The sequence below is a fragment of the Streptococcus oralis genome (assembly GCF_026782235.1).
Lineage (GTDB): Bacteria > Bacillota > Bacilli > Lactobacillales > Streptococcaceae > Streptococcus > Streptococcus oralis_CC.
Genome location: NZ_JAKUWE010000004.1, coordinates 167,149 through 193,972 on the forward strand (window position 1 = coordinate 167,149; position 26,824 = coordinate 193,972).

General features: G+C 41.1%; 27 protein-coding genes and 3 pseudogenes. 3 read left to right on the forward strand and 27 right to left on the reverse strand.

All coding sequences use genetic code 11. The features are described from left to right. The 5 genes from galE to MK396_RS07130 form a co-directional block, all read right to left on the reverse strand. On the reverse strand, nt 1–1,020 hold the full coding sequence (gene galE / locus MK396_RS07110; RefSeq protein WP_268724132.1) for a UDP-glucose 4-epimerase GalE: 1,020 nt from the start codon (nt 1,018–1,020) through the stop codon (nt 1–3). Between the two features lie 260 nt (nt 1,021–1,280). After that, a complete protein-coding gene (locus MK396_RS07115) occupies nt 1,281–2,384 on the reverse strand; it encodes an NAD(P)/FAD-dependent oxidoreductase (protein ID WP_268724133.1) in 1,104 nt (367 codons plus the stop codon). A 16-nt stretch (nt 2,385–2,400) separates the two neighbouring features. Then, a complete protein-coding gene (locus MK396_RS07120) occupies nt 2,401–3,198 on the reverse strand; it encodes a Nif3-like dinuclear metal center hexameric protein (protein WP_268724134.1) in 798 nt (265 codons plus the stop codon). Then, nucleotides 3,185–3,862 (reverse strand): tRNA (adenine(22)-N(1))-methyltransferase, encoded by a 678-nt coding sequence (locus MK396_RS07125; RefSeq protein ID WP_268724135.1) that lies wholly within the window; start codon nt 3,860–3,862, stop codon nt 3,185–3,187. Before MK396_RS07125 ends, MK396_RS07120 begins: the two co-directional genes overlap by 14 nt. Nucleotides 3,863–3,963: 101 nt before the next feature. Then, nucleotides 3,964–6,300, reverse strand: a complete 2,337-nt coding sequence (locus MK396_RS07130) for a cation-translocating P-type ATPase (protein ID WP_268724136.1) — start codon at nt 6,298–6,300, stop codon at nt 3,964–3,966. 132 nt (nt 6,301–6,432) lie between these two features. On the opposite strand from MK396_RS07130, the gene MK396_RS07135 reads away from it, so the two are divergent. Next, complete coding sequence (locus MK396_RS07135) at nt 6,433–7,182, forward strand: lysophospholipid acyltransferase family protein (protein ID WP_268724137.1); 750 nt, start codon at nt 6,433–6,435, stop codon at nt 7,180–7,182. 42 nt (nt 7,183–7,224) lie between these two features. Here the strand turns inward: MK396_RS07135 and MK396_RS07140 are convergent, their stop codons facing one another. From MK396_RS07140 to MK396_RS07205, 17 genes and pseudogenes are all read right to left on the reverse strand, one after another. Beyond that, nucleotides 7,225–7,917, reverse strand: coding sequence for an alpha/beta hydrolase-fold protein (locus MK396_RS07140; RefSeq protein WP_268724138.1), 693 nt, complete (start codon nt 7,915–7,917; stop codon nt 7,225–7,227). Next, nucleotides 7,898–8,908, reverse strand: coding sequence for an ABC transporter substrate-binding protein (locus MK396_RS07145; RefSeq protein ID WP_000753256.1), 1,011 nt, complete (start codon nt 8,906–8,908; stop codon nt 7,898–7,900). Before MK396_RS07145 ends, MK396_RS07140 begins: the two co-directional genes overlap by 20 nt. Before the next feature lie 19 nt (nt 8,909–8,927). Further along, on the reverse strand, nt 8,928–9,683 hold the full coding sequence (locus MK396_RS07150; RefSeq protein ID WP_268724139.1) for an ABC transporter ATP-binding protein: 756 nt from the start codon (nt 9,681–9,683) through the stop codon (nt 8,928–8,930). A gap of 1 nt (nt 9,684) precedes the next feature. After that, a complete protein-coding gene (locus tag MK396_RS07155; RefSeq protein ID WP_268724140.1) occupies nt 9,685–10,731 on the reverse strand; it encodes a FecCD family ABC transporter permease in 1,047 nt (348 codons plus the stop codon). A gap of 156 nt (nt 10,732–10,887) precedes the next feature. Further along, complete coding sequence (locus tag MK396_RS07160; protein WP_268724141.1) at nt 10,888–11,496, reverse strand: TipC family immunity protein; 609 nt, start codon at nt 11,494–11,496, stop codon at nt 10,888–10,890. A 4-nt stretch (nt 11,497–11,500) separates the two neighbouring features. Next, entirely contained in the window at nt 11,501–12,112 is a 612-nt protein-coding gene (locus MK396_RS07165; RefSeq protein WP_125840909.1) for a TipC family immunity protein, read from the reverse strand. A 12-nt stretch (nt 12,113–12,124) separates the two neighbouring features. Further along, entirely contained in the window at nt 12,125–12,592 is a 468-nt protein-coding gene (locus tag MK396_RS07170; RefSeq protein ID WP_268724142.1) for a hypothetical protein, read from the reverse strand. Next, nucleotides 12,589–13,203 (reverse strand): TipC family immunity protein, encoded by a 615-nt coding sequence (locus tag MK396_RS07175; RefSeq protein ID WP_000721852.1) that lies wholly within the window; start codon nt 13,201–13,203, stop codon nt 12,589–12,591. Before MK396_RS07175 ends, MK396_RS07170 begins: the two co-directional genes overlap by 4 nt. 10 nt (nt 13,204–13,213) lie before the next feature. Continuing rightward, complete coding sequence (locus MK396_RS07180) at nt 13,214–14,851, reverse strand: T7SS effector LXG polymorphic toxin (protein ID WP_268724143.1); 1,638 nt, start codon at nt 14,849–14,851, stop codon at nt 13,214–13,216. After that, on the reverse strand, nt 14,841–15,200 hold the full coding sequence (locus MK396_RS07185) for a DUF3958 family protein (RefSeq protein ID WP_213988931.1): 360 nt from the start codon (nt 15,198–15,200) through the stop codon (nt 14,841–14,843). Before MK396_RS07185 ends, MK396_RS07180 begins: the two co-directional genes overlap by 11 nt. Beyond that, on the reverse strand, nt 15,197–15,475 hold the full coding sequence (locus MK396_RS07190) for a TIGR04197 family type VII secretion effector (protein WP_268724144.1): 279 nt from the start codon (nt 15,473–15,475) through the stop codon (nt 15,197–15,199). The genes MK396_RS07185 and MK396_RS07190 overlap by 4 nt, the downstream gene beginning before the upstream one ends. A gap of 543 nt (nt 15,476–16,018) precedes the next feature. Further along, nucleotides 16,019–16,288 carry a 30S ribosomal protein S15 gene (rpsO, locus tag MK396_RS07195; RefSeq protein WP_001018251.1) on the reverse strand — a complete coding sequence of 90 codons (270 nt, stop codon included), beginning with the start codon at nt 16,286–16,288 and terminating at the stop codon, nt 16,019–16,021. Nucleotides 16,289–16,432: 144 nt separating this feature from the next. Further along, nucleotides 16,433–17,143: pseudogene (locus MK396_RS10015) on the reverse strand (ABC transporter permease); the annotation flags it as partial. 37 nt (nt 17,144–17,180) lie between these two features. Then, nucleotides 17,181–17,486, reverse strand: a complete 306-nt coding sequence (locus MK396_RS10020) for a hypothetical protein (RefSeq protein WP_419150873.1) — start codon at nt 17,484–17,486, stop codon at nt 17,181–17,183. A 16-nt stretch (nt 17,487–17,502) separates the two neighbouring features. Beyond that, complete coding sequence (locus tag MK396_RS10025; protein ID WP_419150874.1) at nt 17,503–17,778, reverse strand: hypothetical protein; 276 nt, start codon at nt 17,776–17,778, stop codon at nt 17,503–17,505. A gap of 24 nt (nt 17,779–17,802) precedes the next feature. After that, entirely contained in the window at nt 17,803–18,018 is a 216-nt protein-coding gene (locus MK396_RS10030; protein ID WP_419150875.1) for an ABC transporter permease, read from the reverse strand. Nucleotides 18,019–18,042: 24 nt separating this feature from the next. Next, a complete protein-coding gene (locus MK396_RS07205; RefSeq protein WP_268724145.1) occupies nt 18,043–18,777 on the reverse strand; it encodes an ABC transporter ATP-binding protein in 735 nt (244 codons plus the stop codon). An 88-nt stretch (nt 18,778–18,865) separates the two neighbouring features. Between MK396_RS07205 and MK396_RS07210 the strand changes: the two are divergent. After that, nucleotides 18,866–19,988: pseudogene (locus MK396_RS07210) on the forward strand (ISL3 family transposase). Between the two features lie 168 nt (nt 19,989–20,156). Here the strand turns inward: MK396_RS07210 and MK396_RS07215 are convergent. The 4 genes from MK396_RS07215 to MK396_RS07230 all read right to left on the reverse strand — a co-directional run bounded on the left by MK396_RS07215 (nt 20,157) and on the right by MK396_RS07230 (nt 22,737). After that, nucleotides 20,157–20,849 (reverse strand): phosphoglycerate mutase, encoded by a 693-nt coding sequence (locus MK396_RS07215; protein WP_000240120.1) that lies wholly within the window; start codon nt 20,847–20,849, stop codon nt 20,157–20,159. A gap of 188 nt (nt 20,850–21,037) precedes the next feature. After that, entirely contained in the window at nt 21,038–21,418 is a 381-nt protein-coding gene (locus tag MK396_RS07220) for a hypothetical protein (RefSeq protein ID WP_000856379.1), read from the reverse strand. A 448-nt stretch (nt 21,419–21,866) separates the two neighbouring features. Next, nucleotides 21,867–22,343, reverse strand: coding sequence for a hypothetical protein (locus MK396_RS07225; protein ID WP_268724146.1), 477 nt, complete (start codon nt 22,341–22,343; stop codon nt 21,867–21,869). Between the two features lie 13 nt (nt 22,344–22,356). Further along, a complete protein-coding gene (locus MK396_RS07230; protein ID WP_125841438.1) occupies nt 22,357–22,737 on the reverse strand; it encodes a hypothetical protein in 381 nt (126 codons plus the stop codon). 238 nt (nt 22,738–22,975) lie between these two features. Between MK396_RS07230 and MK396_RS07235 the strand changes: the two are divergent. Next, nucleotides 22,976–23,581 (forward strand): annotated as a pseudogene (locus tag MK396_RS07235) (DUF4037 domain-containing protein); the annotation flags it as partial. A gap of 330 nt (nt 23,582–23,911) precedes the next feature. On the opposite strand, the gene ileS reads toward MK396_RS07235, so the two are convergent. Next, nucleotides 23,912–26,704: an isoleucine--tRNA ligase gene (gene ileS / locus MK396_RS07240; RefSeq protein WP_268724147.1), complete on the reverse strand. Its 2,793-nt coding sequence runs from the start codon at nt 26,702–26,704 to the stop codon at nt 23,912–23,914. Nucleotides 26,705–26,824: the final 120 nt, after the last annotated feature.

Consider the following 26,824-nt stretch of genomic DNA (forward strand, 5'->3'; position numbering starts at 1 on the left):
TTAGTCTTCAAATCCGTTTGGATGCTTACTTTGCCAACGCCATGCGTCTTCACACATTTTCGTGATATCAAATTCTGCTTCCCAGCCGAGTTCTGCTTTGGCTTTTGCAGGATCTGAATAGCAGGCAGCGATGTCTCCTGGGCGGCGTTCTACGATGCGGTAAGGAATAGGACGTCCCACTGCTTTTTCCATATTTTGAATAATTTCAAGAACAGAGTGGCCCTTGCCTGTTCCAAGGTTATAAATGTTAAGGCCAGACCCTTTTTGGATTTTTTGAAGAGCTGCAACGTGACCTTTAGCCAAGTCAACAACGTGGATATAGTCACGAACACCAGTTCCATCTTCCGTATCGTAATCGTCTCCGAAGACTTGCACTTGCTCTAATTTTCCAACAGCTACCTGAGTCACATATGGTAAGAGATTGTTTGGAATACCGTTTGGATTTTCTCCTAAATCTCCACTCTCATGTGCTCCAATTGGGTTAAAGTAACGAAGCAAGACCACATTCCATTCTGAGTCTGCTTTGTAGATATCGGTCAAGATTTCTTCTAGCATAAGTTTGGTACGACCGTAAGGATTGGTCACTGAAAGTGGGAAATCTTCTAAGATTGGAACCGTGTGAGGATCTCCATATACTGTCGCAGAAGAACTGAAGATGATATTCTTACAGTTTGCTTCTTCCATAACTTTTAAAAGACTAAGAGTTCCAGCGATATTGTTGTCATAGTAGGCAAGAGGGATACGGGTTGATTCGCCAACAGCCTTCAAGCCCGCAAAGTGAATCACACCAGTCGGTTCTTCCTGCTTGAAAATATCTCTGAGAGTATCTGTATCACGGATATCTGCCTCATAGAAAGGCACTTCAACCCCTGTAATTCTCTCAACAACTTCTATACTTTTACGATTGCTATTGACAAGATTATCCACTACAACCACTTGATGACCTGCTTGGATCAACTCAATAACAGTGTGGGTCCCGATAAAACCAGCACCACCCGTTACCAAAATTTTTTCTTGCATCTTTCTTCCTCGTTTCTCGAATTATTTTTTCTTATTTTACCATTTTTGATAGGGAATGTCATTTGCCATCCTAGAGGGGAGACTAAAATTTCAGTAAAATACTTATACTCTTCGAAAATCCAATTCAAACAACATCAGCTTCACCTTGCCGTGGGTTGGTATGGTTACTGACTTCATCAGTTCTATCTACAACCTCAAAGCCATGCTTTGAGCAACCTGTGGCTAGCTTCCTAGTTTGCTCTTTGATTTTCATTGAGTTATTATTCGCTTTTTACTCGTTTGACATAGTTTGCAATTGGATAGTTTACTGGGTCCAGAGTCAATTCCTTGTCTTGGATTAGTTGAGCTAAATGGTAACCAATGATAGGGCCGGTTGTGAGGCCTGATGAACCTAGACCACTAGCCGCATAGACACCTGCTAAACCAGGTACTTGCCCAAAGAAAGGTGAGAAATCACGAGTATAGGCACGGATTCCCACACGCTCAGCTCTGGAAGTCGCTTCAGCTAAGGCTGGATAGTGAGGCAAGGCCGCATCCTCCATTTGTTGGAGCAAGGTTTCATCTACCGTCAAATCAAATCCCATATCATTTTCATGAGTAGCGCCTAAGGACAATTTCCCACCTGCAAAAGGAATCAAATCCCACTCCCCTTCTGGCATGACAACAGGGTAAGCTTCCATATCTTTGGAAATCTGATAATCTCGGAGTTGCCCCTTTTGGGGACGAACATCTACTTCATATCCTAAAGGCTCCAAAATATCTCCTAACCAAGCTCCTGTCGCCAAAATAACCTGGTCAAACACCTCTTCACCAATCTGGTAACCTGATGCTAATGGTGTCAGAGTCACTTTTTCTTTGACATGCTTGACTTGACTAGCTTCTAGCAAACGAGTCACTAAGAGGTGGCCATCTACTCTCGCCCCACCAGAAGCATAGAGCAGGTGGTCAAATCCCTGCAAACCAGGAAATAATTCATTAGCTGAGGCTTGGTCCAGAATAGCTAACTGGCTCATCAAGGGAGACTCTTCTCTGCGCTGGAGGGCTAGTTGATAGAGTTCTTCTAGCTTGGATTCATCCTTTTTCAAGAGAAAAACTCCCGAACGCTGGTAAAAGTCGATTTCCTGACCAGACTTTTCTAAATCAGCCAACAAATCCACATAAAAGTCAGCCCCCAAGCGTGCCATCTTGTACCAAGCTTTATTGCGGCGTTTTGAAAACCAAGGACTGATAATTCCTGCTGCAGCCTTGGTTGCCTGACCTTGACCATGGTCAAAAACGGTCACCTCTAGGTCGCTTTCTTTTGAGAGATAGTAGGCAGCTGTTGCTCCCACAATCCCTGCTCCAATAATGGCAACTTTTTTCATTGTCTTCACCTTCTAACTAGATATGGTAGAAAGGATTAGTCGATGCTTGACTAGGCACAATATCAATGCCCCAGCCCTTCTCTGCCTTCCATTGAGTAAGAAGTGCTGCGATTTTTTCCACAAAAAGCACTTCAATATAGTGGCCTGGGTCCAATGCCAACAAGCCATCAGACAGCATATCCTGAGCAGTGTGGTAGTAGATATCACCAGTGATGTAGACATCTGCCCCCTTAGCTAAGGCATCCTTATAGAATGACTGCCCGCTACCACCACAGATAGCCAATCTTGAAATAGGTTTCTGCAAATCACTCTCTTGATAATGGACCATGCGAAGACTATCTAGACCAAAGACTTGCTTAACATGCTGGGCCAATTCCCCAAATGTCTGAGGCTGAATATTTCCAATACGCCCAATCCCACGTTCTGGGCCTGTTTCCTGCAGATAAGTGGTCTCCTCGATACCTAGCATCTGGCAGAACCAATCATTGAGGCCATTATCAACGATGTCAATATTGGTATGGCTGACATAAACTGCGATGTCATGCTTGATCAGATCGATGTAAATCTGATTTTGCGGACGGCTGGCTACCAAGTCCTTGATGGGACGAAAGATCGGTGCGTGCTTGACTATAATCAAATCCACACCCTTTTCAATGGCCTCTGCCACCGTCTCTTCACGTATATCGAGAGCCACCATAACTCTTTGTATCTCCTTGTCTAGACTACCGATCTGCAGGCCACGACTGTCACCCTCCATGGAAAATTCCTGAGGACAAAAGGCTTCATAAGCTCTGATTACTTCACTTGCTAGCATGGAGTACCTCCTTGATGGCTTGAATTTTATCTGATAAAATTTGACGTTCCTCCAGATTTTTTTCTGGGATTTGTTCGAGGGCGAACTCTAGCTTAACAGCTTCTTTTTGCCATTTTTGGACAAAGACTGGACTGACTTCTTTGGACAAGATAGGTCCAAAACGGACATCACTGGCTGATAGCTTCATTTGTCCCGCTCCCACCACCAAGATCTCATAGAACTTGCCAGCTTCTTCTAGGATGCTTTCTGCTACAATCTGAAAACCATTGTCTTGCAACCAAATGCGCAAGTCGTCTTCACGATTATTGGGCTGGAGAATCAAACGTTCTACATTAGCTAATTTGTCCAAGCCTTCTTCCAATATGGTAGCAATCAAACGGCCTCCCATACCTGCAATGGTGATAACAGAGACTTGGTCTACCTCTTCAAATGCCGCTAAGCCATTGGCTAAACGAACCTGGATTTTCTCCTTTAGGCCATGACTTTCAACATTTTTGACTGCAGACTGATAGGGTCCTTCCACCACCTCACCTGCAATGGCGCTTTTGATTTGGTCTCTCTCAACTAACTCGATTGGCAGATAAGCATGGTCACTCCCCACATCTAGTAAAATGGCACCCTGTGGCACAAAGGACGCCACCAATTCTAATCTCTTTGAAATCATCTTCTCTCACTTTCCAAAACTCTATTACCTTTTATTATACCATATTTCAGCTAGCAATCTTGCACCTAAAAAGACAGCAATCCACAGATTGCAGTCTTTCTTTATTTTCTGGATTGGTAACGACTTGTTAAGATAAATATCACAGTAAAGACAGCCATCATGACAAGGTAAACAGGGAATGTTTGTCCTGTAAGTGTCGAAATTTCAAGCAACTTTTGGATCATTGGGAAGAGAGCTGTGGCTAGGAAGCCTCCTACTGACCAAATAACCAAGAGTACACGCCAGAGAGTAAATGGCATGCAGGCTCTAAATACGGATAAGAAACCAATTGACCCCAAAAGATAATAGAGGAGGGTAGATATCTCTAACTCAGACCATCCTTGGCTCGTTCCAAATATTTTCACAAAAAGAACGCTGAAGACGACCATAAGGGCACTTGGTAGAGCACGAAGCATGGATCTTCTGAGGAAGTTTGGTTCAACAGGCTTGATATTTCGCTCAAAAGTCAGAACGAATGGTGGGAACCCTTCCACGAATTGGTCGATCATGGTAATCTGGATCGGAATGAAAGGGAAAATCAAGATCCACTCAGACCGTCCTAGTAAAACACTGGCAATACAGATGACTGCAAGCAAGAAGGAATAGATAGTCTTAATCAAGAAAATCGGTGCGATGTGGGCGATGTTATTGACCACACGACGACCTTCAAAGAGAATCTCAGGAACATCATTGAAGTCTGAGTTCAAGAGGACCAGATTGGCAATCTGACGAGTCGCCGGATCCCCTTCAGCCATTACGATCGAACAATCCGCCTCACGAAGAGCCAGGATATCATTGACTCCATCCCCTGTCATAGCCGTTGTATGCCCTGCTTTTTTCAGCGTTTGGATGATGAGTTTCTTTTGATGAGGGGAAACACGTCCGAAAATAGCTGTCTCTTCAGCCATGGCAATCAATTCCTCATCCGTGATTTTTGAGCAATCTACATAGCTGTGATAGTCCGCAAAGCCAGCTTTCTGGGCAATGCTGGATACAGTGACCGGATTATCACCAGAGATAATCTTGAGACCTACTTCCTGGGAACGGAGATAGTCCAGCGTCTCAGCTGCTCCTTCTCGAATCGGGTCCAAGATTTCCAGCAAGGCGAGGGCCTGAATGTCAGACGGTTTCTGTGGTTTGTGATGATCTAGTTTTTCCTGACTGAGTGCCAAGACCAAAACACGCGAGCCTCTCTCCAAGGCCTCTCTAGCTTCTGGGACTTCAGAGTCCAACAACATCTCAGGTGCACCTAAGAAAACCGTTCCTAGCCCTTCTAACTCCATAGCTCCCCACTTGCGATCGCTTGAGAAAGGAAGATTCGAGATTGCAGGATAGGCAACCTGACCTTGGAAACGCTGGCGAATGGCTTGGGCTGTTGGATTTTTATCCTCACTATGAGCAATATAACTGGTCAAAATGCTGGCAATAGCCTCTTCACCATAGGTTTCCGTCAGCGGAAGAACTGCCTCCACCTGCATCTTTCCTTGGGTTATGGTTCCCGTCTTGTCCAAACAGAGCATATCCACGCGCGCCAAGGTCTCAACAGAGTACATCTCCTGCACTAAAACCTTTTTCAAGCCCAGCTTGATCACCGCAGTCAAGAGTGAAGTAATGGTCAAAAGGGCGATTCCCTTAGGCAACATCCCCAAAAGGGCTGTTGACGAATTTACTACGGATGACTTGAGGGGTAAGCCTTTTAAAATAAAGGCTTCTAGCAAGAGAGCAAGACCAAAGGGAATGATAATCTTCCCAGTAAAACCAGCTAGCTTGTCCAGCGATTTCATGATACGGGAGTTGATGGGTTTTACGGTCTTAGCTTCCAGCATGAGTTTGGAGGCATAGTTTTCTGCCCCGACATGGTGAACTTGAGCCAAAACTGCGCCACTAGCTAGGAAACTTCCTGATAAAAGCAGAGCGTCCACTTCCTTTTGCACCAAATCACTCTCACCCGTCAACATAGCTTCATTGACTTCCGCAAATCCTTCCAGAACCAGTGCATCACTAGGAATCTGCTCCCCAGCAGACAAACGAATGACATCTCCTAGGACCAATTCTTCTGGATCGAGAGCGACTTCTTGACCCTCACGGATGGTTTTGACCTTTTCCTTGGTCATGAGATTGAGCTTGTCCACCATGTGTTTGGCCCGTAGCTCAGTCACAATCCCAGAAAAAGCGTTAAAGCAGATAACGGCAAAGAAAACCAGATTGCTCCAAGCCTGCACAAAGGCCAGCGCTAGAGCAATAACAAAGTTTAATGCGTTAAAAAGTGTAAAAACATTTCGTTTAAAGATTTGCCAAGTACTGGTACTGGCCGATGCGGTAAAGTCATTGACCAAACCTTGAGCCTGTCTTTCCTTGACTTCTCTTTGGGTTAATCCTATAATCTTATTTTTATCCATAAATTCTATCATATCATTTTTTTTTAAAGAATTCTAATCCCATCTAAAACTGTTGGCTGATAACTGAAAAAGTTTGCCAGCAGTCTTTTGATAAGGTATAATAATAAAAGCAATACAATCGAAGGAGATCTCATGTTTTATACTTATTTGCGTGGACTAGTCATGCTGATCTTGTGGTCCATCAATGGCAATGCCCACTACCACAATACTGTTAAAATCCCTAGCCGAGACGAAAACTATATCCTCGTCGCACCTCACCGTACCTGGTGGGATCCTGTTTACATGGCCTTTGCGACCAAGCCAAAACAGTTCATCTTTATGGCCAAAAAAGAGCTTTTTAACAACCGTATCTTTGGCTGGTGGATCCGTATGTGTGGCGCCTTTCCTATCGACCGGGAAAAACCTAACGCCTCTGCCATCAAGTACCCTATCAACGTCCTCAAAAAAAGCGACCGCTCTCTCATCATGTTTCCAAGTGGGAGCCGTCACTCAAACGATGTCAAGGGTGGAGTTGCCTTGATTGCTAAAATGGCTAAGGTCCGTATCATGCCTGTCACCTATACAGGTCCCATGACCTTGAAAGGCTTGATTAGCCGTGAACGTGTGGATATGAACTTTGGAAATCCTATCGATATCTCAGACATCAAGAAAATGAATGATGAAGGGATTGAAATGGTTGCAGACCGTATCCAAGCAGAATTCCAACGTTTAGACGAAGAAACCAAGCAATGGCACAATGATAAAAAACCAAATCCACTCTGGTGGTTTGTCCGCATCCCTGCCCTCTTCCTTGCTGTGATTGTTGGTATCCTAACGATTATCTTTACCTTCATCGCAAGCTTTATCTGGAATCCAGATAAGAAGAGAGAGTCTCTTGGATAAAAAATACAATTATCCCTTGGCTTTTGCCAAGGGATATTTCTTTTATTCGATTTTCCATTTTTGGGATAACCAGTTGGAAAAGGCTAGAAATCGTTCAGCCACTTGCTCATGGTGCCCATAAGGATCAAAGACAAACTGACCAGTCGGATAGTGTTTCTGAAGACTGGTATGGATCTGCTCAGCATAGGCTGGTGCTTGAGCCAAGCGATTGGTATGATAGGCTCCTTCTGTTTGACCATTCTGTAAATACAGCAAACAGTCCAAATTTTTCACTTTTTCTTCCCTGCAATAAGTCGCAAAATCAGGATACCAAAAGGAACCGCAGATAGAGAAGATACAGGAGACCTTGTCAAAGCTGAAAAGACTGGATACTGCTGCCAAACCACCTAGTGAGTAACCTCCATAGGCAAGACGATTTTTGTCCAGGCGATAAAGCGACTGCAGCTTGTCTAAAAGACTACCAAATAAATGATCATGATAGGCATTTGCCTGACCCCCAAAATCTGGAGCTCCATCTCTCAGAGCAGATGCCTTCCATGGAGTGTAGTCATCTAGGCGATTTTTAGAGGTCAAGCCCACTAAAATCACAGATTCTGAAAGGGAAGATAGAAAATTCAAATTTCCATCATTCAAGAGAATAGCTGGATAGGTTTGGTTGGGATCATAGGTCGAAGGAAGGCTGATCTTAACTTGAATCCCTTCCCAATCAAACTCATTATTTATTAATAAAGTCATTGATTTTCTCAAGGGAATCAATCACTGCTGGACCATAGTCCATCAACTCATCGTAAGAAATAGTCATGATTTTTTGATTCTTAATTGCAGGAACGTTTTCCAAAACTTCATTTGCCTTCATCAACTCTACTGCGTTGGCATCCAATTTTTTATTGCGGTCGCTGGTTACATAGATAATCAACTCAGGATCCATTGACACGAGATTTTCCAAGGTCAAGCCTGATGTTCCCGTTGCAACGTTTGTATAACCAAGTTGATTTAGCAAGCTTTCTTGCAAAGCAGACTTGTAAGCACCAAAGGTTTCGTCATTATAAGCAACCATAATCAAAGCCTTTTTCTTTTCACCTTGGCTTGCTGGGTTTGCTTTCTTAACAGCATCAATTTTAGCTTGTAATTGGGTTGCGTATTCATTAGCCTTGTCCTGAACATTGAAAATCATTCCAAGATTTTTGACATCTTCTACAATATTCCCCAAATCTTGCTGAATCGTTGAGAGAGAAGCTTTTTGTGTATAGACTGGGATTTTATTTTCATTCCAAGTGCTAACTGTCCCCAAGGATTTTTCAGAAAACATCATGTTTCGACCCATCACCGCATCTGGCTCATAAGAAAGCACTGTCTCTTGTGAGACTGTTTTTTTATCGCCAATTTGAGGAATCGTCGCAATCGCGTCCTTGTATTTGTCCGTCACAGCATTGTCAGGGTTGAGCATGCCAGCAATTTTATCCTTCAAGCCTAACTCCAATAAGATTTCAGTTGTTGAAAGATTGTTGGTGATAACTTTTTCAGGTGCCTTGTCAAAGACTTGTTCGACTTCATTTCCCTTAGCGTCATAGGTCTTGACCGTTAACGGATAAGTCGTCTCTGTACTGGCCTTTTGACTTGTTTCTGTGCTAGACTGTGTGGTAGCTTTTTCTGTAGTAGTGTTGCCACAAGCTGCCATGGTTAAGGTAGCTACTGTTACGAGTAAAATGCTTAGTGTTTTTTTCATCTTATTTTCCTTTTCATTTTTATAAATAGTGAATCATGGCTTGCTGATCCTCAGTCCAAGTCACCTGACTTTGAACTCCATATACAGTTTGCAATGACTCAGGGGTGATGGTCTCCTTTGGAGTCCCTTGGTAAAAGATTTCTCCCTCCTTCATCAGATAGAGATAATCCGAATAGCGACAAGCAAGTTGAATATCATGTAGGACAGCTAGAACATTGACCTTGAGATTCTTCACAATGGCCAACAAGTCTAGCTGATACTTGATATCCAGGTGATTGGTTGGTTCGTCCAGGAGCAAGAGAGTGGGTTCTTGCGCCAAGGCGCGTGCCAACAAGACTCTCTGTTTCTCCCCCCCTGACAGGGACGAATAGAGACGAGTTTTCTTCTCAAGCATATCCACCTTGACGAGAGCATCTTGAACGAGGGCATAATCCCTTTCCTTTTCCTTCTGTAAAAAAGAGAGGTGGGGAGTTCTGCCCAGCAAGACGATTTCCTCAACTGTACAATCAAACTGCAATTGATTAAACTGGGTGACAACTGCCATCTGCTTGGCTGTTTCTTTGAGTGACCAATGCTCCAGCGGCTTTCCATCTAGGCTTATCAAGCCTTTGTCCGCCTTTTCCTGGCGATAGAGGAGTTTAAGCAGGCTGGTTTTTCCACTTCCATTTGGCCCTAATATCGTGTGGAATTGATGCCCCTCAACCTTAAGAGTAACTCCTTTGAGGATTTTTTTCTCTCCTAGTCCAAAGTGGACATCCTGACAAATCAAGTCCATATCAGGCCCTCACCTCCCTTCGCCTACCTCCAACAATGTAGATAAAGAAGGGAGCACCTACTAAGGCTGTGAAAATACCAATCGGCAGCTCAGCATTTGGAATGATGACACGAGAGAGTACATCTGCCCAGACGACAAAGAGGGCACCCAGTAAGGTCGCAACGGGAAAAAGTCTCCTGTAATTCGTTCCTACTAACCCTCGAGCTAAGTGAGGAGTAATCAAACCAACAAATCCAATAATCCCACAGGTTGCCACTAAGACTGCTGTCAGCACAGCCACCATGGTCACATAAAGATACCAATAAAAGCGTAAGGGAATTCCCAAAGTTAAAGCAGCCTCATCTCCCATCATCATCGCATTGAAAACACGATACTGAGTAGAGAAAAATAGAAAGGCCATTCCTACTATTATAGTTGGCAGGATTAAGTCAGACCAGGTAGTCCCAGCAAGCGATCCCATGGTCCAAAACTTAATGGTCATCACACTGTCCGCATTAGCGCCGACTGAGATAATAAAGTTGGAAAATGCCAGAAAGAGAGCATTGACCACCGTTCCTGATAAAATGAGACTAGAAGTCGTCATCCTTCCCTGCATAGAGGCAATGATGAGGACAGCAATGGTTGCCAAAATAGCTCCAAGAAAAGCTCCAAGGCTAATCACCACTTTTAAACCAAGAATAATGCTCAAGGTTGCCCCTAGAGTTGCACCCGCAGAAATTCCTAAGACATAAGGCTCTGCGATGGGATTGTTCACTGTAGACTGCATCACGCTACCACACATAGAAAGACCAGCCCCTACTATCAGACCTAACAATACTCGGGGGAATCTCATGTTCCATACAATGGCAAGAGTGGACTTAGAAACCTCTCCTATCTCAAGAGGAAAACCCAACCTGCTCAAAATAATCCGATAGGTATCGCCTAGATCAATCGCAACGGATCCCATAGAAACTGCTAGAAAGAGCGAAATCCCTAGAGTAGCTAGCAAAATACCTAAAAGTAACACAAATTGCAGGTCCCGTCGGCTTCCAGAAAATTTGGAAAGCATGCAAACCTCCTTTGATAGAATCTTAAAAATTTAGAAAATTCTCATGAAAAGTATACCATATTTCTATTAGATGAACAAGGATGGAAATATATATAGAAAAAGCCCTCTGAAGTCAGAGAGCTTAGCTGTCTATAAAACTAGTGAAAATTTTTTATATCACCAATTCTCCCACTGGGTTTCAACTTTGACATCGCCATAGTTGCTTGGCGAGTACTTACTGTCATAAATGGAACACCAGTCTTTTAAAACCTTCTGATTAACGATTTCGTCATAGTCCTTCTCTAATTCTTCTTTGGAAATATTATTTTTTCTTAAATATTCTCTTACTTTTTCTTCATCATCAAGATATTGACCTGGTTGCCTTGGCTCTTCAAAAATCGCAAGCCCTTTTTTGAGAATTTTCTTTTTTATATTATAGTGTGCTGAATACCATAGGGTAATATCCGAATTAATCCTTTTTTCAAAACGTATCGTCATTCCTTTAATACCTTCTCCAAAATTAAAGCTAATACTTATGTCTTTATAACCTTCAGGATGAGTTTGATACTTCCCTGAAGGGGTGTATGCAAAATATTCTCCATCGTTAGGCCAATCGGGTCTGATTTTAAACCCATCTATGTTTCTTAAAATATTATTTGACCGATAAGTCTTCTCTGTCTCCTGGTAGATTTCATCAAAAATATTTTTAGGTTGACGCACAAAAAAGTAAAAACAAGATGATACGATTATCACGAATAAAGCTACTAAGCCTAGGATTTTCTTCATGTTATCACCAATTCTCCCACTGAGTTTCAACCTTAACCTCACCATAGTTGCTCGGTGAATACTTGCTATCATAAATGGAGCACCAGTCTTTTAAGACTTTTTGATTGACGATTTCGTCGTAGTAAGAATCCAAATCCTTAGATGTGATACCGTACTGCTCTAGGTAGGATTTCACCTGAGCTTCGTCTTCGATAGATTTATCAGTTCCATCTTGGTTTATGAGTAACTGTACATTTTTTTGAAATAATTTTTCTTTTGTAAGATACCTACCAAAAATGAAAATTCTTAGCCCATTACTTAATTCCTTCTCAAAAGAAACAAAGACTGTATTTGTATCTTTTGTAAAATGAAATATTAAATCAATATTTTTATAGTCATATGGAGTTTTCTGTTTTTGATAAAGTACATAAGAATAAAATTTAGAATCATTACCATACTCTTGATATTTATGTACCTCAACATCTTTCAACTGATTAAAAATATTATTTCCTAAATAAGTTTTCTCAGTTTGTTGGTAGATTTCATCAAAAATGTTTTTAGGTTGACTAGTAAAAAAATAGAAACAGGATGATATGATTATCACGAATAATACTATTAGACCGAGGTTTTTCTTCATTAACTTTTCCTCCTAATCTGCCACAGCCTCTAAACGATTTAAAAATGTGGACACTTCTGGGTATTTTTCCTCAATATACTCTTTAATAGACGCCTCACCCTTTCTCAGTATATCCGCAGGCGCTACCCCTGCGTAGATTGTACCTTTGACATGTTTCCAATCTTTATTTTTTAAGAATTCCCTTTCTCTCTGATAGGAGTCTTTTTGTAGGTCAGCATAGTAAGAAGATATGGCTTGGTCATAGGATTGCCCCTTTTGCATGCGACCAATAAGATTGACCGAATTGAGGTCTGCCTTGTAGTCATCTTCGCCAATACTTGGTTTTTTATCCGTAGCATTTTTAGTCGTGTCTCCCTCCCAGCCTGAAAGGTCCTTGATACGCTCTCTACCGCCATAGATATCGGCTAACTGAACTTGATTAGGATTAAGATGAGTAGCCATGGTAATGGACTGGTGGGTAAAGTCTGCATGACCTATCACCAATTCTCCCACTGGGTTTCAATCTTGACATCACCATAATTGCTTGGCGAGTATTTACTGTCATAAATCGAGCACCAATCTTTCAGGACTTTCTGATTTACGATTTCGTCGTAGTAAGAATCCAAATCCTTGGCAGTGATACCGTACTGCTCTAGGTAAGATTTCACTTGGGTTTCGTCTTCGATATAAGTTTCCGTATCCGCTTTCTTTAAACCTATTTTTACAAATTTTTTTAAAACACGATCCTTACGAGAATAGTTATCCCATATTCTAACTCTAACATTTGGCCCAATTCGCTTTTCAAACGAGATTGAACTTAATTGTGTTTTTGTAGCAAAATTAAAACCAATTTCGATTTCAAAATAGTCTTCTGGGGTATTGTTTTTATTATAAGTTCCAAATGGATAATATTTAGAATACTCTCCATCACTTGGCCAATCAGGTCTGATTTCAAATCCATCTATATTTCTTAAAATATTATTTGACCGATAGGTTTTCTCCGTCTCTTGGTAAATTTCATCAAAAATATTTTTAGGTTGTTGGATAAAAAAGTAGAAACAAGATAATACAATTAGTACAAATAACACTACTAGACCGAGTATTTTTTTCATCATCATCCTCCTAATCTGCCACAACTTCTAAACGATTTAAAAACTTGGACACACCTGGATATTTTCTTTCAATATATGCTTTAAGAGCACCCTCCCCATCTAACTTAATATCCGTTGGTCGCAAACTATCATAAATAGTATCCCTGACTGTATTCCAATCCTTATTTTTCAAAAATTCTCTTTCTCTCTGAGAGGAGTATTTTTGAAGGTCAGCATAATAGGAAGATATCGCTTGGTCATAGGATTGCCCCTTCTGCATACGGCCGATAAGATTGACCGAGTCCAAATCTGCCTTGTAGTCGTCTTCACCAATGCTTGGTTTCTTATCCGTAGCGTTAAAGGTCGTGTCTCCCTCCCAGCCTGAAAGGTCCTTGACATGCTCTCTACCGCCATAGACATCAGCTAACTGAACTTGATTAGGATTAAGGTGAGTCGCCATAGTGATGGATTGATGGGTAAAGTCTGCATGGCCTGCTCCATTGTTAGAATAGGCCTTCAGTTTGGTATCCCAAAATTGGTCAAAGTTACCTGAAGTACCATAAACTTTTTCATATTTAGTCTTGGCACTGTTATATTCAAGTCTTTTTTCTTTTAACTTTGTTATATTAGTAACTTCACCACCCGCCATCTCATGTTGCAATCTAAGGTTATAATACAGTTCTTTGGCCTTTTCTTTTTTCAATCCTAATTCTTTAAAGATTTCAAGAATTGGTTTCAAAGTTTTCAATTTTTGGCCTGTCTGCGGATCACTCACAAATTCGTTATAAAAATAATGCCCCAAACCACCTGCCGTTTCATTCCACTTAAAGTCATTATAGTAGGCTGCACCGACGACTCGCAAAAAGATATAGTCACGAAACTCTTGACTTGAGGTTGGGAACTTACTGTCTATCCCCTGCTTGATGGTCAGGAGTTGTTGGGCTGTCTCTGCATCAAAGCCGTATTCTGCCATCATGGTCTGGACAAAGGTCTTCTCTTGTCGACTGAGCTTCATATCCTTTGTATCAGTATAAGCAGATAGGTAGTTAGCCCAAGTCAGGTCAGATGGGACTTTAAAGACCCCTGTCTTTGCATCCCAACTACTTTCAATCTGGGCCAGTCCGCGACTCAGTTGCACATCAATACTGTCTAGTTCATCGAAAAGCCCTCCTGAGTAGCTATCATAGGCACGCAGGTCTCTCAAAATCGTTTCATAGACGCGTTTATTCGCATGGTGTCCTCGCATGAGTTCCACATTGCTGCGTCTCAATCTCCCCTTTTCTTCACTATCCATGGTCAAGCTAGAAAGGGATTGGTTGACTTCATCTAGATAAGCAATCATTTGCTCTTCCTGGCGGATCTTATCAAGCAGATCATCCTCACGCCAACTCTTGCTGTCGACCATACTTTGGTAGTCTTCTGGAAATTTCTTGATAGCTTGAGAGAAGGTTTCTGCATAGAGCTGTCCCCCTTTGCTCAAGGGCAGCAAGGCACTTGCAAAAAAACTTCTAGCCGAATCATAAGCGTCGCCCTTTAGACTCTCTGTATCCTCTGAAAACTTTTGAATGGCTGATTGCAAGTCTTGATAAGCCTCCACCTGAGATTGGCACATGGTTACTACACTTGAACTTTGTAGTTGTGATTGTTCCAAATACATATCAATGCCCATGTCGTTTCTCCTCTTCTCTTTCTAGTTCTTTGCGTCTTTCATAGTAAACCGCATCCAAGTCTCCCTCTAACCGGAATTTTTCTTTCTTCAAATCATCCATGTGGTAGCTGAGGTCCTCAAGGATTTGGTTTTTAAGTTGGTTTCTTTGCAGGAGCGTTTCTTCCAACTGTCCTGCATATCGGCTCTGATAGGCCGCCTCCCACAAATCACTTTGATAACGGTGGCTAGCTCTATCATATCCTTCAAAGGTTTCTATCAGTTCTTTGGTGCGATATTTCTCTTTTCCATTGTCTTCTAGCTGGTACAAGAGGTCTCGCTCTCTTTTCTTCAACCCATCTAACTTGCTCATGTATGACTCCTAAAATCATTGGCCGCAGCTTCATCTAGCGCCTCAAAATCACTCGCTACAGAGTGCAGTCGTTCGGAAGTTAGGGTGACAGCGGCTGTAATCTGACTAGCTAGATTTTGATCCTTTGTCAGACATTGATGGGCCTTGTTATTCCCTTGAAGGGTCGTTAGCTCATCTTGACTAGCCGCAGCGATTGCTGTTAAAGATTGACAAGCATTTTTAAGCTGAGTCGCATATGTTTGTGCAAGATTTTGATCACTTTTTACTGTTGACATGACTGTTTTATCCTTTTTCTCATTCCCTAGTGATAGGTTTACTTCATTTAGCTATATAGGCTTATTATACCATGTTTTGAATACAAGCCCTAATTTATACTATATTTGGATAATAGAATAATCTTATAGCAAAAAAGCTACCAAATTTAGAGTAGCTTCATTATCAAGATATACTTAATTGAACACGGACTAAGTAAATTGATAAAACAAAAAAGCCCTCTGAAATCAGAGAGCTGATTTGAGCACGGGCTAAAATCTTAGTGGAAAAGATAAAACTCCTTGTGTTTATCGAACACTGTGTCCTTTCCCTATTTTCATACGGATTTTTGGCGCCCTTAGCATCATAATTCTTGCTGGATAAAACGTTTGTAGACTAGGCGGCAAGCCGAAGATTGTACAAAAATGTTAGTGAAACAAAAAATCTCCCCGAAGGGAGATGATCTGGTTTATTTTACCTTACAGTGCTAGGAACCGTAACCGAAGATTATACTTGAGTATATCGAGGTAAGGTGACAACGCAATGTAAGTGGAAAATAAAGCAGATTAGCGACGAAGTCCTAGAGAGTTAATCAACTCACGGTAACGGTTAACGTCGTTTTTACGCAAGTATGCAAGCAAGTTACGACGGCGACCGATTTTCTTCATCAATCCACGGTAAGTAGCGTGGTCTTTTTTGTGTTGTTTGATGTGTTCGTTAAGGTGGTTGATTTCCCAAGTAAGGACAGCAACTTGAACCTCTACTGAACCTGTATCACCTTCGTGACGTGCATATTGTGCGATGATTTCATTTTTTTTCTCTTTTGAGATTGCCATGATGTTTCTCCTTTTTATTTGGCTTCATCCGAGTGACAGGTTGGCATGCCTGTAACCAAGAAGAAGTTATTTGTCTTTACGACAGTTCTTATTCTACCAAGAAGCAGAGACTTTGTCAACTGATTTACTGTTTAAAACCTTGAATTACTCTACTGATTTCAGGGCTTCAAGCATATCAACCTTTCTCAAGTGGTGATTGACAAAGAGGCCCAGTAAGGCTATGATTACAGTCACTGCGACGATTGGAAGAGCATAGACTTCCCAGCTGACTCGTGGATAAAAAAGTATGGTGGCAGGTGAAATCATTTGTATCAAAAATTGATGTAAATAGTAGCCAGCTACCAAACCGAGAACAATCCCCACAAGGGATAGCACTATGGTCTCGCGGTAGATATAGAGGGTCACTTCTTTATTGTGGAAACCGAGAACCTTGATAGTCGAAAGTTCGCGGATACGTTCTGACACATTGATATTGGTAAGATTGTAAAGAATGACAATGGCTAGTAAGACGGAAACAAGGACAAGGATTGCCATGGTTTTATTGAGCGAATTGGCTACGGATTCAAAGAGATGGATGGCCGTAGCATTTTGGACCACCCCAGAAACAGCAGCTTTTTCCATGAAGACAGCAGCTTCTTTCTCCGTATTGGATGGTGTTGGCTCTTTTAATTTCACTAGGTAGGTATTGTCTTTCGGACTGGTGCCGTAGACTTGTTCGTATGTCGCTCGGTTGAGATAAACAAAGTGTCCAACATAGTTTTCAGAAATAGCCACGATCTTGATTTCCTTCCCATCAAGCTCCAGCTTGTCTCCAACCGTAACACCCGCTAGTTGAGCTAGTTTTTGACTCACGACCGCTCCAGCAGTGACCGACACCTCTTGCCCATTTCCTCTAATGCAATAAAGAGCTTGAAGCTTTCTCTAACTGACTCTTGCCATTTTCAAGGTTGCTTTCAGCAGTTTGGAGCTGTTCTTTCTCCTCTTCTAGGCTCTTTTGACCATTTGCTTTGATGCTTGCTAATCGTTTTTGACCATTATCGGCAAGTAAGTCTTGCAAGTCTTCCTGGTGTTGGGCTCGTTTGGTCCTATAGTCTGATGAAAAAGCATCCAGATTTTTTAAATCATCATAGCGCACACGCGCAATACTGTATACTTCTGTATCAAACTGACTGGCTACAATCACTCCATATCCAGCCAAACTTCCATTTCCACTACTAGCCCCTCCCTAAGTCTTTTTGAGAAAGCATCTCACCCGACTGAACAAATCCAGTAATTGTGATAGTTTGGGACTTTATGACGGACTTTTCTTCTTTCTTGATAAAGGTAATGGTCTGTCCAATCTGATAACGGTCTTTCCAGAAATCAGCCAAGGCAATTTCCTCATCAGCTTCTGGCAGTTGACCTTCCGTCACTTGGAAGGTTGAAATACCCTCAGGCTTGGAATAAAGTCGAACCGCATCTTCGCTATTTTCAACGGTTAGGTCTGCCATATAGCCAAACTCAACACTTGCTCCTTAAAGGGTCTTTAGTTCCTCCTGATCTTCTTTGTCCAAGCCATAATCAGCTATCACTGCCAGATCCAAAGTATTGGCTTTACGGAGATAATCCTCAGCCGTGCGTTCCATATTTGGACTGGTCACTTTGAGTCCTACTAGAGCTAAAGAACCCAGCATCATCAAGGTCAGGATAGAAACAAAGCGTCCCTTGGAAGCAATCACCGACTGGAGCAAGTCTTTTCGATATGTTTTTTCATGCTAATACTCCAATGTATCGATATCCTGCGGATGCTCATTGATTGTCATACTCTTAACCGTAGCATCGCGCATGTGAATCACCCGCTCTGCAATAGGAGCTAGCGCGCCATTGTGGGTCACGATAATCACCGTTGCTCCTTTTTGACGAGATATATCTTGGAGAATCTTCAAGACTTGCTTCCCCGTCTGGTAATCCAAGGCACCTGTCGGTTCATCACAAAGGAAGATTTTAGGATTTTTGGCTATAGCGCGTGCAATGGAGACTCGCTGTTGCTCCCCTCCAGAAAGCTGGGCTGGAAAGTTATTCAGGCGATGACCTAGCCCTACGTCTTTGAGTACTTGCTCGGGATCCAAGGCATCTGTCACGATTTCTGAAGCCAGTTCCACATTTTCCTTGGCTGTCAGATTGGAGACCAGATTGTAAAATTGAAAAATAAAGCCTACATCTTCACGACGATAGTTTGTTCGTTGGTGCGAACTATAGTTGGCAATATTGGCACCATCAATCCAAATCTCCCCCTCATCATTGGTATCCATACCTCCTAAAAGATTGAGAACGGTTGATTTTCCAGCACCTGAAGCGCCAAGTATGATAACCAGCTCCCCTTTTTCAATTCCAAAATTCACATCACGATTAGCCACAATCTCCGTATCCCCAACCTGGTAACGCTTGTAGCTGTGTTTCATCTCAATGTAAGCCGACTCTATAATTTCTGTAGGGGGTAAAGCCACCATAGGAATTATAGAGCCGATTTTGTTGTAGAAAAAAGCCCCATAAGACCTATAATGAAAAAGTGACCAAACCCTCATTAGAAAGAATCTTATGGAACAATTAAATTTTATCACAAACATACTCGGAATTAAAGACAAGAACATCATAATCTTGGATTATCTGGATGCTGGAACACATAAGGAAATCATCGCTAAGCTAGATTATCCTGCTCCTAAGTATCTCGATTGTCAAGGACAAATGGCTAAATATGACTTCTAAAAAGAATCTAAAATTCCCTATCTAGAGTGTGTGGGCTACAAAACTCTTATTCGATTGAGAAAACGCCGTTTTCGCTGTAAAGTATGCAGGAAAATGGCTGTCGCAGAGACTTCCTTAGTCAAAAAGAACCACCAAATCTCAACTACCTTCCAGAACATATGAACTGGGATGAGTACAGCTTCAAGAAAGGTAAGATAAGCTTCATTGCACAGGATTTTGATTCAAAAAAGATCGTAGCTATCCTAGATGGACGGACTCAAGCAACTATTCGCAATCATTTCCTTCGCTATTCTAGACAGGTGAGAAGTCGTGTGAAAGTCATTACCATGGACATGTTTAGTCCCTACTACGATATTGCCAGAAAACTTTTTCCAAATGCAAAAATCATTCTCGACCGCTTTCACATTGTCCAGCATCTCAGTCGAGCTATGAACCACCTTCGCATCCAAATCATGAATCAGTTGGATAGAAAATCGCACGAGTACAGGGCGATCAAACGTTACTGGAAACTCATTCAACAGGATAGCCGTAAACTCAGTGATAAACGTTTTTATCGACCAACTTTTCGCTCACACCTGACCAATAAAGAGATTCTAGAAAAGATACTTGCCTACTCTCAGGAACTTAGAGAGCACTATGAGCTCTATCAACTGTTACTATTTCATTTTCAAGAGAAACAGGCTGACCATTCTTTGTTCTTAGTGAAGAAACAATTTCTTCTGTAAATCCTATTTTTCAAACTGTTTTTAAGACCTTTTTGAAAGATAAGGACAAGATCATGAATGCACTGGAACCTCCCTACTCAAACGCAAAACTAGAGGCCACCAATAACCTCATCAAAGTCATCAAGCGAAATGCTTTTGGCTTCCGGAATTTTGACAACTCTAAAACGAGAATTCTCATTGCTTTGAACATCAAAAAGGAGAGAACCAATTTGGTCCTCTCCAGGTTATAACTTTTCATCAACCCACTACAGTTGACAAAGAGCCTGTAAGCCATCGTCTTTCTCTCTTTCTTACAATTAAGTCACTCTTTACTATCATTTATAACGCTTTTTCAACTAGTTGGAAACCAGAAGCAAAAACAAAAAAGCCTAGGATTCCTAGGCTTTTTTGTTTATAGATTATTTTCCAAGGTAGTATTCTTTTACGACGTTCAATTTTTCATCGAATTCGAATACCAATGGTGGGAAGTTAGGGATTTCTACACCCATGATTTCATCATCTGACAAGTGTTTGATGTGTTTTACAAGGGCACGGATTGAGTTACCGTGAGCTCCTACGAATACGTTTTTACCATCTTTAAGTGCTGGAGCGATTTTGTCTTCCCAGAATGGAAGGGCACGTTCCAAAGTCACTTTCAAGTTTTCAGCATCTGGAATGACTGAATCGTCAAGTGAAGCGTAACGACGGTCAGTATGTGCTGAGTATTCGTCATCATGAGGCATTGCAGGAGGTAATACATCGTATGAACGACGCCAGATGTGAACTTGCTCATCACCAAATTGTTCAGCAGCTTCAGCTTTGTTTTTACCAGTCAAACCACCGTAGTGACGTTCGTTCAAGCGCCATGATTTTTCAACTGGAACCCAGAGCTGGTCAGCAGCTTCAAGAGCCAAGTTTGTTGTTTTGATCGCACGTTTCAATACTGAAGTGTAAGCTTGGTCAAATTCGATACCAGCTTCCTTGATCAATTTACCAGCGTCAATCGCTTGTTGTGTTCCTTTATCAGACAAATCAACATCAGCCCAACCAGTGAAAAGGTTAGCTTTGTTCCATTCAGACTCACCGTGGCGAGCAAAAACCAATTTTACCATTAGATGGATTCTCCTTTTATTTTTCGAGGTTTCCCTCGTTTATCTATTCTATTTTACACAATTTTTCACAAAAAAGCTAGTTAAAATCAACTAAAAAGAGAAGAGCTTATCAGTCTTCTCTTTATCACACTATCATAATTGTTCTCGATAGACGATGAAATAGTCCCGTCCAAATAATTGGAAAACTACTACTCTTCAATTACAAATTTTTTCAATGTTCCAAAGTAAAGTGAACCACCAATAATGGTTAGAATTCCACCTACCCATCCCAAAAATGGAATCAAGCCGACCGCACCACCTACAATGAGCAAAACAGAAGGTGCATTCGTAACACGTTCATCATCTTTATAATAAACAATAGCCACAATTCCCAATACTAAAACAGCAATTTTAACCAATGACAAAATAATTGAGAGCCCTGTCAATGTCCCAACTGTTACATCTGCGTCTTCAGTTGCTGCAGCAGCTCCAACAGCCATGATAAACATGATGACTGGCGCTAAAAGCAATACAATTCCTGAAATAAGACCAAAAATAGCGTTAACACGAGCAAGTGTATTTGTTTTCATAATAATCTCCTTAAAATTTTTATAGGTATTATTCTATCATAATTTCTCTAAAAATTAAACAGTCTTATAAAATTTTATAATAAATATTGATTTTTAAAAAATAATTTTAAGTTCTAAAGTCTCTTTATAATTAGTGGAAATATAAAATTATGAGAAAACTGAATAGTTGATTATGTTAATTATCTACACGGACAGGCCAGGAAGAACTTCATTTGAAGAAATGGACTAGTAAATTTTGGCTCTATAATATTTGTAGTGGATAAATCCCCTATAGACTATTTTTGTGTAGAAAAAAAGTCCCATATAATCTATAACGAAAAGCAACCAAACCATCATTAGAAAGAATCATATGGAACCATTATTTAATCTCAAAAGATACCCCAATTTCTAACATTTGGGGTGTAATTTTACCAATTATTCTCAGTTACTACAAAAAATAATTTCTATCTTATTGTAGTTGAGATGTCAAAGCCTTCAACTGTTTTTGCAAATTGTCTCTAAAATCTTTCAATTGTTGAGATAATTTTGATTTATCAGCTTCCTTGATCTCAGTAGACCCTAGCAAATCATACAATTTTTTCTGCGCATCGAATAATTTTTGAGTTGACTCTTTTAGTTTAGTAAACGAATCATTATTTTCCATAGCTGTGCCTTTGAAACCTTCCTCAGCTTTAGTAAAATAATCATCAAAAATCTTTTTATAAAGATCTATATAATCTGCATAAGTGCGCATTGATTCAATCGCATCGTCTGTTACAACCGGTGTATCGAAAGTGATTGTTTCTTTTGCACTATTAGATGTTGCTACTGTCTTCTCATCATTACTTGTTGAAGTATTCTTTGAACTTTGTATTCCACATGCAACTAGAAGAGAAAGAGATAATAGAGCTACTCCTAGACCGATAAACTTTTTTGATCTTTTCATGCTAAAACGCCTCTTATTCTTCTGATTTGAATTTCTTCAATGTTGCAAGGAATAAAGATCCTCCGATAATAGCAAGGATACCCCCAACCCATCCTAAGAATGGAATGAGACTAACTCCACCAGAAACAATCATTAGTACAGACGGAGCTGCTCCTACACGATTATCTCCTTTATAGTAAACAATAGCAATGATACCAAGAACAAGATTTGCAATCTTCAAGGCATTCAAGAGTAAGCCAACACCTGAAACAGCTCCTGCAGTAGCTCCTCCATTAAGAGTTGTAGCAGCTGTGTTTACCGCTGTTCCCAACAAGACAAAAGGACCAATAAGAAGTAAAATTCCTCCCACAAGACCAACGATACCACTAATTAAAGCAAGTGTTTTTGATTTCATAATAAAATCTCCTTTTTTATTTTTTTCAAATAAAATTGTATCATATTTACTAAAAAAAAAAAGTATTTTCTGATATTATAAAGTAAAAATTTGTATAATATGAAATAAAATTGAGTAAATATCAGCAAATATTTGAAGAAAAATTTCCATTTCACTCTTGCTAGTCTCCTTACTTTCTGCTAAAATGATGTCAAAAAATTAAGAAGGACAAGATTATGCCACAAAATCTCTTTAAAGAATTGGCAATCAATTTTGGGAACTGGAAGACGACTGCGTCCTCAATAATGGTATCGAGATTGAGCTGATTTACCGCTCGCTGGACGACTTTGACCAAGACCTGCAGACCGTAATTTTAGAGCACCAAGCTCAGAATTCTTACACCACCTGTATGTGGTACAATCTGCTCCACAGCAAGATTCTCTACGATCGAGACGGTCGCTATGCTGCCCTCCAGAACAAGTACAGCCTGCCCTACCCAGCTGAGCTGAAAAAGAATATCATCAGCAAGCAGCTCCTGCTCCTCGACCAAGCTATGCCAGCTTTTTCAAGACAGATTAAAAAAGCTCTCAAACGCCAAGACCTGCTCAGTATCAATCATCGTAGCAGCGAATTTTTCGCCTCTTACTTTGACGCACTCTTCGCCTTCAATGAGCAGCTCCATCCAGGAGAAAAACGCATGCTCCAGTTCGCAAAAAACACTTGCTCTCATCTACCTCAAAATTTTGAAGACGATATTCAAGATTACTTTCAAAATCTCTACCAGTTAGATCACCATCAGAAAACAGTCCTAACTTTGGAACAAATCCTATCAAATCTTAAGCACATGATTAATGAATCCATTTAGAACTCCAACAGATATAAGCTCATGAAATCTGCTTTTCAGATGATTCATGAGCTTTTTGAATTTTCACAATATATAGCAGATTGAATCTAGAATAGTACAACGAGATTTTTAAAACATTTTTAGAAATTGGTTTGAATTTCCCAACCAATTTGTTTAGTTTTTATTTCATTTCGATATATAATAGAGCCATTAATTGAAACAAGAGGAAAGTTCTAACATTATAAAAACGCATCATATCAGCTGTTCAAAAACTTGATATAATGCGTTTTATAGACTATAAGATTAGTTGTCTTTTCTTCTCAAATTAAGTTTTCCCTAGACTTTTCAACCTTATTTCGATTCAAATCCTTCTGCGACCGCGTCCGCAAAGTTTTCTTCTACGATGCTTGCACAGTGGTCACAGATAACTGCGTGGTAGCTACGTTCTGCAGTAGTTGGATCGATACGACGGCAGCGGTCACATACTTCACCTGCAGCGCGTTCAACTGTGAAGGCTACATCCTCAAAGCTAACTGCGCCTTCTGGAGCTGGTCCTTCTGCAATAGTCAATTCTGACACGATCAAAAGTTGAGCTACATTGCTATCCAATGCTCCAAGAAGCGTTCTCACCACTTCATTTGGATAGACTGTCAAGTGGGCTTCAAGTGATTTACCGATTACTTTTGCATTACGAGCTTCTTCCAAGGCTTTTTGAGCTTGTCCGCGGAAATCCATGAAGGCTGACCATGTATCCAAGATTTCTTCTTGGTTGGCAAAAGTTTCAGCTTCTGGCAATTCTGACAATTGAACGAATTCCTCTGCTTCAAACTCAAGATAGGACCAGATTTCTTCCGCAGTGTGAGGAAGGATTGGTGTCAAGAGTTTTGTGATTTTCACAAGAATGTCATAGAAGACTGTTTGCATTTGACGGCGTTCGAGTGATTTGGCACCTTCGATGTAAACAACGTCTTTAGCAAAATCAAGGTAGAAGGCTGACAAATCAACGTTGATAAAGTTCACCAAGGCCTTGTAGATGGTTAAGAATTCAAAGTCAGCATAAGCATCACGAATGGTCTTGACAAGCTGGTTAAAGCGAATCGTCATGTACTTATCAACTGAACGTAGTTCTTCATAAGCGACTGAATCTTGAGCTGGGTTAAAGTCAGAAGTGTTAGCCATCAAGAAACGAAGGGTGTTACGAATCTTACGGTAAGTTTCAGAGACTTGGCTCAAGATATCCATAGAAATACGCACGTCATTGCTTGAGTCAACACTTGTTACCCAAAGACGCAAGATTTCAGCACCAAATTGTTTTTCAACATCACTTGGAGCAATGGTATTTCCAAGAGATTTAGACATCTTTTCACCTTTACCATCAAGGGTAAAACCTTGTGACAAGATTTGTTTGTAAGGTGCTACGCCATGGTTGGCAACAGATGTAATGAGTGATGAGTTGAACCATCCACGGTACTGGTCAGAACCTTCAAGGTAAAGATCTGCTGGATATTTGAGTTCTGTACGGTTGACCACTACTCCATTCCATGATGAACCAGAGTCAAACCATACGTCCATGATATCTGTTTCTTTCTTGAACTCGCCATTTGGTGAACCTGGATGCGTAAATCCTTCTGGCAAGAGATCTTTAGCATCACGTTCCCACCAGATGATAGAACCGTGTTCCTCAAAGAGTTGAGCCACGTGCTCGATGGTTTCAGCTGTCATGATTGGCGTTCCGTCTTCAGCATAAAAGATAGGAAGGGGAACTCCCCAAGCACGTTGACGAGAGATTACCCAGTCACCACGGTCACGAATCATGTTGTAAAGACGCACTTTCCCCCATTCTGAGTGGAACTTCACTTTTTCAATTTCGTCCAAGATTTCTTGGCGGAATTTAGATACAGAGGCAAACCATTGTGGAACAGCACGCCAGATGATTGGTTTTTTAGTACGCCAGTCAAATGGGTATGAGTGAGAAATTTCTTCTTGAGCAAGGAGAAGGTCACCAAGCTTTTCGATAACAGTCGGAACAACCTTGTCATAGAATTGACCTGCAAATTCAGGACCAGCATTTTCCATCATAATCCCGCGTTCATCAACAGTGACAAACACTTCTAAGCCGTTAGCAACACCGACATTATAGTCGTCCTCACCAAAACCAGGGGCTGTATGGACGATACCTGTACCAGAGTCAGTCGTAACGTGGTCACCGAGGATCACCAACTCATCTACAGCTGTATCCCATGGGTGAGCTGTCACGATTTTATTCAATTCTTGACCACGGTAGGTCGCCAATACCTGAACATCAGCCCAGCCAAATTTCTCAGAAAGACTATTCAGTAATTCTGAAGCAACCACAAACTTACGAGATTCGCCAGCTGGTTGTACCAATACATAATCAATATCTGCTCCAACTGTCAAACCACGAGAGGCTGTGATGGTAAATGGAGTAGTTGTCCATACAACGATATAAGCATCTGTATCTAGGACACCTTTGCCATCTTTGACGCGGTTAGCATAGTAAAGGGAAGTTGAAAGCAAGTCATGGTATTCAATTTCCGCTTCTGCAAGAGCTGACTCAGATGACCATGACCAGTAAACCGGCTTGGCACCACGGTAGATGTAGCCTTTCTTAGCCATTTCACCAAAGACACGGATCTGAGCCGCTTCATAGTCCGGAGTCAAAGTCACATAAGGATTTTCCCAGTCACCAGAAACACCCAAACGTTTAAAGTCTTCTCGTTGTTTATCTACTTGAGAAAGAGCATACTCGCGGCAAAGTTTCAAGTACTCAACCAAGTCCATTTCTTTACGTTTCACGCCCTGTTTTGCCAAGACTTGCTCGATTGGCAATCCATGTGTATCCCAACCTGGGATGTAAGGTGCATAGAATCCTGACATAGACTTAGAACGAACAATAATATCTTTGGAAATCTTGTTCATGGCATGTCCAACGTGGATATTTCCGTTTGCATATGGAGGGCCATCGTGCAAGGTGAAATGCGGTTTTCCTTGGTTCAATTCTTGACGACGTTGGTAAAGTTTTGCATCTTCCCATTCCTTTTGCCAGAGTGGCTCTTTGGTAGGAAGTCCTGCACGCATTGGGAAAGCTGTTTTCCCAAGGTTAAGGGTATCTTTGAGTTTCATGGTATCTCCTTTATAAATATTAACAAATTAAAAACCACGACTTCCAAAAAGGACGAAAATCGTGGTACCACCTTTGTTCGAAAAAAGACAGGGTCTCTTTTCCTCTTTTCCCGTAACGTG